This window comes from Wolbachia endosymbiont (group A) of Rhinocyllus conicus, assembly GCF_947250775.1.
GTDB lineage: Bacteria > Pseudomonadota > Alphaproteobacteria > Rickettsiales > Anaplasmataceae > Wolbachia.
Genome location: NZ_OX366349.1, coordinates 945,981 through 959,961 on the forward strand (window position 1 = coordinate 945,981; position 13,981 = coordinate 959,961).

Consider the following 13,981-nt stretch of genomic DNA (forward strand, 5'->3'; position numbering starts at 1 on the left):
TGAATAAATCACGGTATGACGTCTCGCTTGCAACCTATAGCCTTGTCATTCCAGTGCTCCTTTTTTTGTCATCCCAGCGTCACGCGCTGGTTTCAACATTATATCATGAACTTTCTAAAATTCATTGAACTGTGCTTTCAAACGGTGGTACCGGGGTGTGAGTATAATGATTATCAGTATATAAAAGTCATAGCAGACAGACTTGAAGCGGCAAATGTTGGCAAAATGTGTCAAGGAAGTTTTTCGTTTCTATGAGCTACTTGGCTCTCTGTTATAATGTTCGTTTGCTTGACCTAAGATCTGAGAGTATTTAAACTGAACCCTATACAGTGCTAAAAATGATAGGAAATCTAAGCGGAATAGTTGATGAAGTGCGCAGTGATCACATAATCCTGAATGTGAATGATGTTGGCTATATGGTGTATCTCTCAGCCAAAACTTTAAATGCATGTTCCATCGGAAGTAGAGTTAAATTACTTATCGAAACCTATGCAAATAACAGAGAAAATGTCGCTCAGCTATATGGTTTTATAAGCAAAGAAGAACAGCAGTGCTTGAGGTTGCTTGTTAAAGTAAGCGGTGTTAGCTACAAAACTGCAATGTCAATTTTGAGTAAATTAACTCCAGAACAGCTGTTTTTGGCAATTATGAATGAAGATAAAGTAGCACTCAAGATGAGTGGACTTGGCATGAAACTCATAAATCGAATCATCACTGAATTAAGTGGCAAAGTGAGTAAATTAGAAATAAATAACAATAATTTTCATCCAATCAATGAAGATGCCCTTTCAGCATTGATCAATCTTGGGTATGAAAAAATGAAAGCTTATGATACGATAAAAAAAATACAAGACGAATCGTCAAATCTGGACACCAAGGATATTATTCGCATGGCGCTTAAGGAGCTCTCAACATTATGAAATCAATATCGTGCGGTAAAGAATATACTGAAGATGCGCGCAATATCAACATCAGGCCTGAGCAACTTGATGATTTTGTCGGGCAAAAAGACTTAATACAAAATTTAAAAGTGTTTATAAATGCTGCACAGACAAGAACTGAAGCCTTAGATCACGTTTTATTGTATGGTCCCCCAGGACTTGGCAAAACAACTTTAGCACAAATTGTTTCTAAAGAATTAAGGGTCAGCTTCCGCGCAACTTCTGGTCCTTTACTTAGTAAAGCTGGGGACTTGGCTGCAGTGCTTACCACTTTAAATGCAAAAGATGTTCTATTTATCGACGAAATCCATAGATTAAATCGCAGCATCGAAGAAGTTTTATATACTGCTATGGAAGATTTTTGCTTGGACATATTAGTAGGTGAAGGTCCATCTACTCGCACTTTAAGGATAGATCTACCACCATTTACGTTAATCGGAGCAACTACACGGCTTGGATTACTTTCTGCGCCACTCAGAGATCGTTTTGGCATTCCCTTGCATCTTGAGTTTTATTCTTTTGAAGAACTGGTTAATATTATAAAAAGAGGCGCAAGAGTTCTTTCTACTGAAATTGAAGAAAATGCAGCACGGGAAATTGCCTGCCGTGCGCGCGGTACTCCAAGAATTGCTTCGAGGTTACTCAGAAGGATAAGGGATTTTGTTGAAGTGAAAGATGATAAAAAAATCACTTATGAAGTCGCTGATTCTGTATTGCTAAAATTGGGTGTAGACAAAATGGGACTCAATAAACTTGATGTGCATTATCTAAGATTTTTATTCAACACCTCAGGACCTGTTGGAATTGACACCATATCTATTGCGCTATCCGAGGATGTTGGCAATATTGAAGAAACAGTAGAACCTTATTTAATCAAAATTAGTTTTGTAAAGCGCACACCAAGGGGGCGCGTTCTAACCGATCAAGCAAAGGAGTATTTGAGCCTTTAATATTAGAGAGCTTTTTTACCATAATTCAATTATATATTGATTGGCATAATATCATATACTGGCATTTTTGTGTATAAAGGCATATATGTTAAATAGCACTGAAACTGTAGTTCAAATTAAAACTTCTCCATTTCGTATTCGCTAGTTATGCTATTCTAACTAATTAAGCTATGGTTTGTGGTAATAGGAAAAAACTGGATTCCAGCGTCACGCGCTGGAATGACACCCTATGAGTGCTGCTTGTGTATATTCTCTCTTTCACCATCTCAGTGTTTCTTTCTTATTATGCCAGTACCATTTTCTTGTCATTCAAGTAGCTCCCCTTCTTGTCATCCCAGTGCTTGACACTGGGATCCAGAAATTCTTAAACTGAATTCTATATAGAACCTCAGAACAAAAATAAAAAATGGGTAGCACAATACTACCAAGAAATTTCTACGAGCGGCCGACCTTAACTGTAGCTGGAGAGTTATTGGGAAAAGTCCTCAAATTTTCTAACTTTAGTGGAATAATAACCGAAGTTGAAGCCTATATAGGAATGAGTGACCCAGCTTGTCATGCAGCAAGAGGCTATACTAACCGAACCTCAGTAATGTTTGGTATGCCGGGGTTTTCGTACGTATATTTTATATATGGGATGTATTACTGTTTAAATATTGTAACAGAAGCAGAAGGGTTCCCAGCAGCAGTGTTAATACGGGGATTAAAGCTCATTGAACCGCTTGAAGCAAACTTAGGCGGACCAGGAATATTGTGCAAAAGATTAAACATTACAAAAGAACACAATAAACTGGACCTTACTATAAGCCACAAATTTTGTATTTATGAATCTCATCTCAACCCGGATTATGTGTGCACTCCGAGAATCGGAATTAGTAAAGGCCAAGAGAAATTTTGGCGGTTTAAAAACTTAAGATCTTGCGTAGACTATTTGCCAATCGGATAATCACCAGTGAAACAAGCATCGCAATATTGTGGTGTAGCATTGTTACGCACCTCTCCTTTAACAGCCTGATATAGTCCATCAATACTCAAGAAGGCTAGGCTATCTACTCCTATAACTTCCTTAATTTCCTCTACAGATTTATTTGCAGCAATTAAATCTTTGCACTCTGGCGTATCTATTCCATAAAAACAAGAATGCTTAATTGGTGGGCTTGAAATTTTGAGGTGAATCTCTTTTACTCCTGCATCCTTTAGCATAACTATTATATTTCTGAGCGTACTACCACGCACTATACTATCATCTATTAAAATTATGTTTTTACCTTTCAAAGTGTGCTTATTAGCATTGAATTTTAATTTTATTCTAACTTTACGTACTTCAGCGGTTGGTTGTATAAAAGTTCTTCCTATGTAATGATTACGAATTATCCCCAGTTCCATAGGTAATCCTGAATGCTTTGCATATCCAATAGCTGCAGGTATTCCAGAATCAGGTATTGGTACAACCATATTTACATTGTTTTTTGGTGGGCTCTCTTCTGCAAGTATTCTTCCTATTTCTTTTCTTATATCATATATGGACCTATTCTCCATTATGCTGTCTGGTCTCGAAAAGTAAACGTATTCAAAAATACAAAAACTTGATTTTTGCTGTGGGAAAGGAAACATTGAGGCTAGCTTACTATCCGAACTGATGGTAACTAATTCGCCTGGTTCTATTTCTCTAATAAACTCTGCATTTATTATATCAAGAGCACAAGTTTCAGATGCAAGAACGTAAGAACCGTTTAACTTTCCTAAAACAAGAGGCCTGATTCCAGATGGATCACGTACTCCAATAACTACTTCTTGATTGATTGCCACAAAAGAATAAGCACCTTGTATTTGCTTTAATGCATATATAAAACTCTCTAAAAAGCTATCTTTTTCACCGCTTGCTGTCAGATGCACTACTACTTCTGTATCAATATCTGACTGAAAAACGCACTCTTGTTTAATTAATTGTTCGCGTATCGGAGAAATATTAATTAAATTACCATTATGTGCTATGGCAAAATCCCCAAATTTGCCACTTTTGCCAAGCATGGGCTGCACTCCAAATTTACTACCACTTGTTGAGTATCGAACGTGACCTATTGCACAATCTCCAGGTAAGGATTTCTTTATTTCATCTATATCATCAAATACGCTGCTCACTTGACCTTGAAAGTGATAAGAGTGCAGCTTATCGTTGTTACTGGTTACTACGCCAAAAGACTCTTGACCTCTATGCTGCAAAGCGTGGAGAGCAAGTATAGAGTTAAATGCAGCATCGTTATTGCAGCTTATACCAAATACTCCACATTCCTCACGCATTTCATCTAGCATAAAAACTATTAAGTAAAGTTTAATTTTACTTTAGCATAGGTGAAATACAAGCATTTTGTTGTTCATCTGCTTTTATTGCCAGCAATAATCCTATGCATATCAAGCTTGCAGCAGTTGTACTTCCTCCATAGGAAAGAAATGGCAGTGGATCGCCTATCACAGGCAAGAGGCCTATTGACATTCCAATGTTTATAAAAAAATGAGCGCCAAAAAAAGCAAAAATCCCGATAGATACTAACTTAGAAAAATAATTTTTCGACCTATAAGCGATAGAGAAAATTATGCCAAGTAATGAGGTATAAAGCAAAATTAAAGCCATGCTACCTAAAAAGCCCCACTCCTCACTCAGCACTGCAAAAGCAAAATCCGTACGTTTCTCCGGCAAAAATCCAAGTTGAGTTTGACTTCCGTTAACAAAGCCCTTACCAAGCAAACCTCCTGAACCAATAGCTATCTGAGATTGCTGCGCATTATAACCTATTCCAAGTGGATCCACTGATGAATCCAAAAACGACAATATCCTTTGCTTGTGATAAGGACGTAAAAAAGGCCAAATAGCCGGTACTGCAAAAATGCCAAGCGTCCCACAAATTACTAAATGAGCTCTTTTTATTACTGCTGTGAATATAATTGATGCTCCTATAAACAACATTATCACAGCTGTGCCTAAATTAGGTTGCTTTAACACCAAGAATACAGGCAAGAAAATAATTATTACCGCCTTAAGCAATCTTTTAAATTCCATCATTTTATACACACTTTGCTTATCAAAATAACGAGCAAGCGCAAGTATTAAGCCTACTTTTGCAAATTCTGATGGTTGCAAACTAATTGACCCAATTCTTATCCACCTCGTCGCACCCATTATGTGCGAGCCAAAAAAATTTACTGCTAATAGCGAAATCGCTGCTGCTATATAAAAAAAGTAGGCGTGCTTCAAATAAAAATCTAGCTCTATGAATGACATAGCTATAGCGAGTAGGAAAAAGAAGGAAAATATGACTATTTGGTGAATTGCAAATGGTACCCACTTTCCTCCAGCAGAAGAGTATTGAACAGCAATGCCAACGCAAAACAGCACTATCACGTTAATGACTAATAACCAATGAATCTTCTTCAGCCTATCCACACTTATAACCTTAAAGTATAGTAAAATATGAAACAAAGATAAAAATCAAAAAACCAACTTCTCAACTACTAACCGAATTGGAGTGCTATATATTCCAGTTACTATTGTTAAAGCTGCCATAAACAATAGACAGAAAAGCATAGGAAATGGCACATCATTAATTTTGCCTAGTGTCATTCCAGCGCTTGATGCTGCACTATTTTCAAAATACATTTTCTCTACCATCTTCCACATGTATATTAGTGCAAGAAAAGAACCGGCAGCAAAAGCTATCAGGGAGATCCACGCGCGAGATTCTATAACTGCTTTCATTATATACCATTTGCTTACAAAGCCATTTGTTAGCGGCACACCGACTAATGCTAAACTAAGTAGAGTAAACGCAAGTGCTGTATAAGGCATTGATTTCTTGAGTCCCGATAAATTCTCTATTTTTGTTGTATCAAATTTGTAAGAAATACATCCTGCAGCCATGAATAAAGATGTTTTTATTATGCTGTGGTTTACTATGTGAAGAATTGCTGCAAATACACCTATTTTTGAGTTAAAACTCAGTGCTAAAATTATATAACCAATTTGGCTGACACTAGAATTAGCAAGCAGTCTTCTTATATCTTTTGCAGTTATTGCAGATATTGACCCAAATATAACAGCGCAAAGTGCGAGGATAATTATCACGTTGCTTAGTGATGGTTTAAATAAGAAGAAATTCTGATGGAAAACAGTATAGAAGATCCTAATGAAAACATATATCATCACTTTTGTCACTGTGCCTGAAAAGAATATGCTAATGAAACTTGGCGCCTCACTATATGCATTAATCAGCCACCTGCTTAATGGAAACAGTGCCATTTTAATTGAGAGACCAACAAAAATGAACAATGTGCCAAGTTTTATGATGTTGTTATCGTATAATGGAACTATTCTTTCAGCCATGTCAGACATATTGAGCGTTCCTGTCATGGAGTACAAAAGCCCAACACCAAACAAGTAAAACGTTGCCCCTATAGTGCCACTAATTAGATATTCAAATGCTGCAACCAAGGCTTTTTTATCCCTTCCCATTGAAACTAATACATAAGAAGAAAGAGATGAAATTTCCAAAAAAACATAAAGATTGAATATGTCGTTTGTTACTAGAATCCCGAGCAGTCCGCTTAAGCACAGTAGAAATAGAGAGTAAAAACCAGTGATTTTGTTTTTGCTAATTTCTTTTTCGTTAATATAAAAGCTATAAAGCACGCTAATCAGCGCTATAAAATTCACCAAAGTTAGAATCAAGGAGTTTAACACGTCGATTCTTAACTCTATTCCATGCGGAGGAGCCCAATTTCCAAGGTGATAAGTTATAATCTCGCCTCTATATGTTTTTATGAGTAGTATTGATGAAATGATAAGAGTGATTGTTGTTGCAATAAAAGAAATAAACCAAGATACCTTGTGTTTCTTGGTAAGAAAGCAAAACATTGATGCAATTATTGGTATAATAACTTGTAAAATTGGTAATTGCATTAAATTGTTGTTAATATATCGTTAAAGTATTAGTATATATAATACTTTTTGTTTTAATACTCTTATGTTATCTAAAATTTGTAACGCAATAAAACGCCTATTACGAAGAGAAGATAAATTTGTAGGAAGAGATGAAAATGGAAATTCTTACTATGAATCAAGTAAAGGGAAAAGGTGGATTATGTATAGCAGTGTTTCTGAGCCTACAACAGTGTCTCCGGAATGGCATATATGGCTTCACTATACTGATAATGTAGTACCAGTTAATAATAAAAAAAGAAAAGTAAAACATACTCCTAATTTAACGGGTACAAAAGATGCATACTATCCAAACCAAAAAGTGAAAAATTACTATAAAAGCTGGAGTCCTGATAACTAAAGATGCGAAGGTCAAATATACTTGAAATAACCGCTGGATTATTTGTATTAATTTTCACTATTTTTCTGATTTTCTTTGCTATTGATAAGCTATCTTACATAAAGAAAAACTATAAGGATTGCTATAAAATATATGGTCTTTTTGCTAACGCTAACGGTATAGGAGTTGGTGATAGTGTCAAGATCTCTGGTGTGGACGTTGGAAGCATAACTGGTGTGTCACTTGACAAAGCTACCTACATAGCACGAATCGATATGTGCGTAAGCCGAGATATAAAGTTGCCAGTTGATAGCTCAGCTCTGATCACTAGCAGTGGAGTTGTTGGCAGTAAATTTGTTAATATATCACCTGGATCAGATATTAAACTAATCTTGCACGGTGGTAAAATAGAGTATACTCAAGCTGAAGCAAATATGGGTGGAATAATGGACAGAATTCTTGGTATGTTTACGAAGTGAAAATGGCAGGATTCCAAGTATATCCGTTCAGGTGAAGCCTCCTGTAGTTCTAAAGTATTTAAGGAGTTTGCCTTATTTCTTGTCTTTTCTACCCCTTGCTAACCTATAATTGGGGTTTATAGTACAGCTTAACAGTTGCAGTGCATGTCTATCAATGATAAAATGAAGATTAATTTATTTTGATATTATGATTGGTTTACTGTTTGCCGTACTGTTGTTTTTTTGTGGTAGTGATGCACTTGCAAAACAGGAGCCACGTTCAATAGCTGGAGATAATCACATAAAGGTAATAAATTATAACCCACAAGCTATACATAAGTATACGGGTTTTTATGGTTATCAATCCAGCATATTGTTTGAACCAGGGGAGGTAATACAAAACCTTTCAATGGGTGATTCAACTGGTTGGCAACTCCTTCCTCAAGGTAACAGATTGTTTATTAAGCCTATAGATGATATTGCCGATACTAACGCAACTATAATTACCAATAAAAGAGTTTATTACTTTGAACTTCATGCTGAAGAAGCAACTGGACTAGATGATCCAAAATTAGCATATGAAGTAAGGTTTCTTTATCCATTATTTAGCAGTGATGAGATTTACACAACAAATAACGGCGATATCTTCGAACAAGCTAGTCATACCATTATTCCTGATATAAACGACATTGAAGTTGTAAAGAAGGGCTTAAATTTTAATTATTCCATCTCGCACGTTAAAGGCAGTCAGTCAATAATACCAATTAAAGTTTTTGATGACGGAAAATTTACATATCTACAATTCAATAAAATAAACTCTGATTTCCCGGCAGTTTTTATGGTTGATTCTGCAGGGTATGAGTCTTTAGTAAACTTCCGTACAGCTGACAACTACCTAATAATCGAAAGGGTGAGTTCAGTGTTTACCTTAAGGAATGGATCAAGTACAGTTTGCCTATTTAATGAAAACATGCCTTTCAAAAAAGGTAAGTGATTACTATCTAAAGGCTATAATGCCCGAGATATGGGTGCAAAGTTTTTTCTATGATGTTCTGTAATTCCATAAAGGCCAATAGCGTTAAGGTGCTCTTTTGTCCCATATCCTTTATTTTTATACCAATTATATTCAGGATGCTTATTGTGCAATTCTTGCATAAGCCGATCTCTCGTAACTTTTGCAACGATTGAAGCTGCTGCAATTGATGTACTCAAATTATCACCATTTACTATGGATTTCACTTGCCATTTCACTTCAGGTGGTTGATTACCATCAACTAGCACATAATCTAATTCTAGGTCCAGGTCTATCAACGCACGTTTCATTGAAAGTTTTGTTGCTTGCAAGATATTGTATGAATTTATTTCTTCTACGCTTGCCATTCCTATACCAAATTTTGCAACGGATATTATTTTTTCATATAGGACTTGCCTACATTGAGGAGTCAACTTTTTCGAGTCGTTGATTCCATCAATAATTGTATTTCTATCAATAAACACTACGGCTGCGGATATTACTGGACCAGCTAGCGGACCTCTTCCAACTTCATCCACTCCTGCTATCACTCCTGATAATTTATTTTCTAATGTAAAGTCTGGGTATTTCATAGGTTTTTATAATAAGAAAGTTATAGTAAAAACTGAACAGATAATAGAAATTATCCAAAATTTCATAACGATTACATTTTCTGACCATCCCTTCTTCTCAAAGTGATGATGTATTGGTGCCATAAGAAAAACTCTTTTTCCTTCTCCATATTTAAACTTTGTATATTTAAAATATGATATCTGAATAATCACAGATAGAGTCTCTATTACAAAGATTATTCCAATAACGGCAAAAAGCATTTCTCTCTTCATTAAAACGCTAGTTAACCCTAAAGCTGCACCAATTGACAAGCTACCAACATCACCCATAAATATTTTTGCTGGATGTGTGTTAAACCACAAGAAACTTAAAATAGCTCCTATAAATGCAATGCAGAATAAAGTAATATTCATATCTGCTTGAGTTATATATGCAATTAGCCCCAAAAAAGCAAAGGAAGTGATGACTTGAGTTGCAGCAAGGCCATCCAAACCATCTGTGAGATTCACAGCATTAGCAGAGCCGACAATTACAAACGCAGCAAACGGAACATATAGATAGCCAAAGTCGATTATTACTCCTTTAAATAGAGACGTTTTTGTAAAACCTTCAGCAGAGTATAGCTTAAGTATAGACATACTAACCAAAGTTACAATAAACTGAATAAGTATTTTGGTTTTTGCACTTAAACCTCGATAGTGATTTGTCTTCAATTTTAAATAATCATCAATAAATCCAAGTAGAGCAAAAAATAGAGTTATCAATATCAGCAGCAAGATTTCTAGTGTTAACTGAGCCCAGAGTAAAATTGGTAATAAAGAAGAAATCAGTATTATTATTCCGCCCATAGGTGGTACATTCTTTTTTGTTATTAAATGACTTTCTGGTCCACATGATCTAATTGGTTGCCCATCTTTACTTATTTTTTTTAGAAGCTTTATAAAATAGGGAAAAAGAATAAACCCAAAAACAAATGAGGTAAAAAATACTTTTGTAGCTAAGATCATCTGCTTACTTAAATTGACTAAGTATCATACCACCTATAGCTAATAAAGCCAACTTCTGTCATCCTATAGCCTATTCCTCTTTTACTTCATTTTTTCCTAACTTGGTGCGTATAATTACAATAACTCTGGAATGGTGTGAAGAATTATATTGTTATCTTCTGCAAAACAAAATTCGCTATTTTTATCTGTCCATTTATACATTTCTTTTAGATTAATCTCAGAAGAATCATAAGTATCATATTCCATTTTTTTATGATAATCACAATAGTGAAACTTATTATTTTTATCAAAATAACCAAATTCATCAGTCAATGTAGCCTTTTTTTCACCCTTTCCACTATTTATTACTTCGAACACTACAGCTTGATGGTTACCTAGAGAATCTGGTTCAGCAATTCCTTCTGTAATAAAAAACGATGGCCGATGGCTAAGTAACTCACCAAGATTTAGGTTACGTTTTTCTTTCATACAACTCAAACTTATGAATTTATATTCATCTGAAACGTTCGAATACTGTGGATCGTATTTTTTATATTCAAAGAATTCATTACCTAAAAAATTACAAAACGTTAATTTATAATCATCATTATTAGATTTAATAACTTTTAAATAGTGAAAATCCCTTGGGACAATTACCTCCTCTTTCGTAACATGATTACGCATGACCAATTGATCATCGAGCATGTAGTAACCTATTTTTGGTAAAGTAGCTATGGGCTTATCATTCAAGGCAACATTTGCTTCATAGATGTTATCCGATAACTCTTCCCCTTTTTGCAAAGTGAATTTCTGCTTTTCGTTGTTAGTCTCGGTTAAATTGCCTATTATTGTTGATACATCACTTATTGTTAATACATCACATTTATCTTTTGTGTATTGATACTGATAGCAGTTATCTTCATTATCTTTATCATATATTGAAACACAAGCTCCATTTTTGTCTGATATATAGATATAATCACCTTCTATTGTAAAATAAAGTCCACCTGTTTCTTTTTTGATCTTTTGTAGTACTGGATCATTTTCATCATACAAGTTAATGAAGTTTAGTACCCCAGTTATTGGGCTAGATCTAGAAATGAATAATTCGATACCAAAATTTTCACCTGGTATGTTTTGCAATATAATACCAATATCAGTCTCCTGAAGCTTCTTTACAATAGCCTCTTTATCTTTACCTATAATAGCTTCTTGTTCTATAACAAAGTCCTGGCCATTTAGTTTCAGAGCTGAGTCCTCTTCATATAAAAATATTTTATCCCTGTCCCACTTTAATTTTACATTACGAGCATTCTTTATTTCCACCGCACTATTATTGTGTGAATAGATAGTGTACCCGTTGCCATTATTCTTTAATCTGTAATATGCAGTAGGAAGTTTAATTAGCTTCTTATAGAGCGGATCTTTATTATCTATTCTAAATGTATTTCCCATACTATTACCTTAAACAATTAACAGCCTTCAGATCAATCGCCTTGAAACTACTTTGAGGAGTAACATCGCTCATAAAACTCCTTGGCTGCTCGTTATCTGTTGCTGTTTTCTCAATATTAACAAACCCCCTTTGTTGCTCATTGTTTTCTAATGTTCTTTCCATACGATCTTTGAAAGTAGCCAAAAATCTATCAGTTTGTTTATAATTTGGACATGATTTTTTTGCAGATAAATATAAGAGTTTTAACAGCTCGTTACGACTTTCATCATTAAATAATGACCTATCTAGAATGGTTGACTGTAGTTTTACTGGATCAAAATTTAGGCTTTTCTTTGGAATGCCGCATTTTGAAGCAGTTTTTTCTAATACCTTTTCAAATTTTGTAACAATGTCTACTGCATCTATTATTTTTGGCACTTGATTAAGCTCTTGTATTTTATTCTCTATTTTATATTCATCTTGTCCTACCGAAGGATAAAAGAAATTTATTACTTGAGATATAAATGAAGTTGGCCTACTTGCTCCACTTGTCACCGGGCTGTTTAAATTTTTAGCTTCCCTCTTCTTTCTATGTATAGGACAAACCTGATCTGTAGGTTTTGTTTTACAAAAGATATCTTTTACTTTACTATGAAGTTCTTGAACATTTTTTTCTGATTGAAATGCTTTATCAGCAAAATTGTCAGCCTCCTCTTTAAAATCTTTAGCTTCTTTGGCAGATTTTTCAGAAGCAGTTTTAGCTACCTCTGCTGCTTTTTGAGCATTCTGGATTTCAAGTTTTGTTTGATTCATCTTGCGCAGAAACTGATCAGCAACTGCAGCACCTATTCCATCTTCTCCCTTTGAGCCTTTAGGACCAGGCGCTCCTGTGTTGCCTTTAGGACCTACTCGACCTTGAGCACCTTTTTCTCCTTGCATGCCATTAAAGCCTTGTAGACCTGGCAATCCATCCATTCCTGGTGCTCCAATTTCACCTCTATCTCCCTTGAGACCAAGATCACCTTTTATTCCAGGCATCCCTGGTAATCCATCTACTCCTTTGTCACCTTTTAATCCAGCCGTACCCGGCGCTCCGGTATCTCCTTTATCACCCATATCGCCTTTTGGACCTATGTCTCCCTGATCACCTTTTATTCCAGGCATCCCTGGTAATCCATCTACTCCTTGAGGACCTACTGGACCTGAATCTCCTTTATCACCTTTAGGACCTACTCGACCTTGAGCACCTTTTTCTCCTTGCGTGCCATTAAAGCCTTGTGGACCGGTTTCTCCTTTTAGTCCAGCCGTACCCGGCGCTCCGGTTTTACCTTGTTCGCCTTGTGAACCAGGTTCACCTTTCCAACCTCTTGGTCCTTGGGGACCAGCTTTTCCCAGTTCTCCCTTTTTACCCTCTGGACCTATTGGCCCTTGAGGACCACTAATACCTTTCTCTCCCTTTGTTCCACTTGGACCTTGAGCACCTTTTTCTCCTTGCGTGCCATTAAAGCCTTGTGGACCGGTTTCTCCTTTTAGTCCAGCCGTACCCGGCGCTCCGGTTTTACCTTGTTCGCCTTGTGAACCAGGTTCACCTTTCCAACCTCTTGGTCCTTGGGGACCAGCTTTTCCCAGTTCTCCCTTTTTACCCTCTGGACCTATTGGCCCTTGAGGACCACTAATACCTTTCTCTCCCTTTGTTCCACTTGGACCTTGTGGGCCTATATTCCCCTTTGAACCTTTCAATCCCAGTTCTCCAAGATCTCCTTTTGGACCCCGCGGACCAACTTCTCCTTTTAATCCTTGCTCACCTTTTATTCCTGGTTGTCCATCTAACCCTGGTCGTCCTGGTGCACTGGGCTCACCTTTTAAACCTTTATCCCCTTGCGGACCAACTGGACCTTGAGTACCTGACTCACCTTTTGGACCTGGAACTAAAACACCCCTTAGACCTTGAGGACCTGTTGAACCTTTTATTCCTTGCAAGCCTTTTTCGCCTGGAAGACCTTGCGTACCATTAACGCCTTTAGGACCTTGTATACCTTGAGCACCTTTTTCTCCTGGAGGACCTTCATAACCTTGAGCACCTTTTTCTCCTTGCGTACCATTAAAGCCTCTTTGACCTGGCAAACCTCTTGGCCCAGGAGGTCCATCTAGTCCTTTAGGACCAGGGGTTCCGTCTCTACCATCTTGACCTGGATAACCTTTCTCACCTCTTAGACCTTTAGGACCTGGATAACCTGGCTCACCTTTAGGACCTACTGGACCTGGAGAACCAACTTCTTATATCTTGTAAAAAGCATCTAGTGTTTTAAGCTTA

13 protein-coding genes are annotated in these 13,981 nt (G+C 36.3%); 6 read left to right on the plus strand and 7 right to left on the minus strand.

What is annotated here, in order from left to right; translation table 11 throughout:
* The first annotated feature begins 338 nt into the window (after positions 1-338).
* The 3 genes from ruvA to OOK92_RS04770 all read left to right on the plus strand — a co-directional run bounded on the left by ruvA (position 339) and on the right by OOK92_RS04770 (position 2,837).
* Entirely contained in the window at positions 339-920 is a 582-nt protein-coding gene (gene ruvA, locus OOK92_RS04760; RefSeq protein ID WP_264735388.1) for a Holliday junction branch migration protein RuvA, read from the plus strand.
* Positions 917-1,891 carry a Holliday junction branch migration DNA helicase RuvB gene (gene ruvB, locus OOK92_RS04765; protein ID WP_264735389.1) on the plus strand — a complete coding sequence of 325 codons (975 nt, stop codon included), beginning with the start codon at positions 917-919 and terminating at the stop codon, positions 1,889-1,891. The genes ruvA and ruvB overlap by 4 nt, the downstream gene beginning before the upstream one ends.
* A 406-nt stretch (positions 1,892-2,297) precedes the next feature.
* Positions 2,298-2,837: a DNA-3-methyladenine glycosylase gene (locus tag OOK92_RS04770; RefSeq protein ID WP_264735390.1), complete on the plus strand. Its 540-nt coding sequence runs from the start codon at positions 2,298-2,300 to the stop codon at positions 2,835-2,837.
* Here the strand turns inward: OOK92_RS04770 and purF are convergent.
* Genes purF through OOK92_RS04785 form a run of 3 tightly spaced genes read right to left on the minus strand, consistent with a single transcriptional unit; the run spans position 2,819 to position 6,845 of the window.
* Positions 2,819-4,204, minus strand: coding sequence for an amidophosphoribosyltransferase (gene purF, locus OOK92_RS04775; protein WP_264735391.1), 1,386 nt, complete (start codon positions 4,202-4,204; stop codon positions 2,819-2,821). The genes OOK92_RS04770 and purF overlap by 19 nt on opposite strands.
* A 25-nt stretch (positions 4,205-4,229) precedes the next feature.
* Positions 4,230-5,333: a rod shape-determining protein RodA gene (gene rodA / locus OOK92_RS04780; RefSeq protein WP_253309566.1), complete on the minus strand. Its 1,104-nt coding sequence runs from the start codon at positions 5,331-5,333 to the stop codon at positions 4,230-4,232.
* Between the two features lie 45 nt (positions 5,334-5,378).
* Positions 5,379-6,845 (minus strand): proton-conducting transporter transmembrane domain-containing protein, encoded by a 1,467-nt coding sequence (locus OOK92_RS04785; protein WP_264735392.1) that lies wholly within the window; start codon positions 6,843-6,845, stop codon positions 5,379-5,381.
* 64 nt (positions 6,846-6,909) lie between these two features.
* Between OOK92_RS04785 and OOK92_RS04790 the strand changes: the two genes are divergently transcribed.
* From OOK92_RS04790 to virB9, 3 genes are all read left to right on the plus strand, one after another.
* Positions 6,910-7,224 carry an NADH-ubiquinone oxidoreductase subunit NDUFA12 family protein gene (locus tag OOK92_RS04790; RefSeq protein ID WP_264731730.1) on the plus strand — a complete coding sequence of 105 codons (315 nt, stop codon included), beginning with the start codon at positions 6,910-6,912 and terminating at the stop codon, positions 7,222-7,224.
* A 2-nt stretch (positions 7,225-7,226) separates the two neighbouring features.
* Positions 7,227-7,682 carry an outer membrane lipid asymmetry maintenance protein MlaD gene (mlaD, locus tag OOK92_RS04795; protein ID WP_096676800.1) on the plus strand — a complete coding sequence of 152 codons (456 nt, stop codon included), beginning with the start codon at positions 7,227-7,229 and terminating at the stop codon, positions 7,680-7,682.
* A gap of 187 nt (positions 7,683-7,869) precedes the next feature.
* Positions 7,870-8,655, plus strand: coding sequence for a P-type conjugative transfer protein VirB9 (virB9, locus tag OOK92_RS04800; RefSeq protein WP_253309562.1), 786 nt, complete (start codon positions 7,870-7,872; stop codon positions 8,653-8,655).
* Positions 8,656-8,669: 14 nt separating this feature from the next.
* Here the strand turns inward: virB9 and OOK92_RS04805 are convergent, their stop codons facing one another.
* The 4 genes from OOK92_RS04805 to OOK92_RS04820 all read right to left on the minus strand — a co-directional run bounded on the left by OOK92_RS04805 (position 8,670) and on the right by OOK92_RS04820 (position 13,791).
* On the minus strand, positions 8,670-9,266 hold the full coding sequence (locus tag OOK92_RS04805) for a ribonuclease HII (protein WP_015589381.1): 597 nt from the start codon (positions 9,264-9,266) through the stop codon (positions 8,670-8,672).
* A 6-nt stretch (positions 9,267-9,272) separates the two neighbouring features.
* Positions 9,273-10,253, minus strand: coding sequence for a phospho-N-acetylmuramoyl-pentapeptide-transferase (gene mraY, locus OOK92_RS04810; protein WP_253309561.1), 981 nt, complete (start codon positions 10,251-10,253; stop codon positions 9,273-9,275).
* 114 nt (positions 10,254-10,367) lie between these two features.
* Complete coding sequence (locus tag OOK92_RS04815; protein ID WP_264735393.1) at positions 10,368-11,687, minus strand: hypothetical protein; 1,320 nt, start codon at positions 11,685-11,687, stop codon at positions 10,368-10,370.
* Between the two features lie 4 nt (positions 11,688-11,691).
* Positions 11,692-13,791, minus strand: coding sequence for a hypothetical protein (locus OOK92_RS04820; protein WP_264735394.1), 2,100 nt, complete (start codon positions 13,789-13,791; stop codon positions 11,692-11,694).
* Between the last annotated feature and the right edge of the window lie 190 nt (positions 13,792-13,981).

Coding starts and splice junctions, on each gene's coding strand:
- ruvB (WP_264735389.1), top strand. CDS start 917: ATGAAATCAATATCGTGCGGTAAAGAATATACTGAAGATGCGCGCAAT.
- OOK92_RS04770 (WP_264735390.1), top strand. CDS start 2,298: ATGGGTAGCACAATACTACCAAGAAATTTCTACGAGCGGCCGACCTTA.
- OOK92_RS04805 (WP_015589381.1), bottom strand. CDS start 9,266: ATGAAATACCCAGACTTTACATTAGAAAATAAATTATCAGGAGTGATA.
- ruvA (WP_264735388.1), top strand. CDS start 339: ATGATAGGAAATCTAAGCGGAATAGTTGATGAAGTGCGCAGTGATCAC.
- OOK92_RS04815 (WP_264735393.1), bottom strand. CDS start 11,687: ATGGGAAATACATTTAGAATAGATAATAAAGATCCGCTCTATAAGAAG.
- virB9 (WP_253309562.1), top strand. CDS start 7,870: ATGATTGGTTTACTGTTTGCCGTACTGTTGTTTTTTTGTGGTAGTGAT.
- mraY (WP_253309561.1), bottom strand. CDS start 10,253: ATGATCTTAGCTACAAAAGTATTTTTTACCTCATTTGTTTTTGGGTTT.
- OOK92_RS04785 (WP_264735392.1), bottom strand. CDS start 6,845: ATGCAATTACCAATTTTACAAGTTATTATACCAATAATTGCATCAATG.
- purF (WP_264735391.1), bottom strand. CDS start 4,204: ATGCTAGATGAAATGCGTGAGGAATGTGGAGTATTTGGTATAAGCTGC.
- mlaD (WP_096676800.1), top strand. CDS start 7,227: ATGCGAAGGTCAAATATACTTGAAATAACCGCTGGATTATTTGTATTA.
- OOK92_RS04790 (WP_264731730.1), top strand. CDS start 6,910: ATGTTATCTAAAATTTGTAACGCAATAAAACGCCTATTACGAAGAGAA.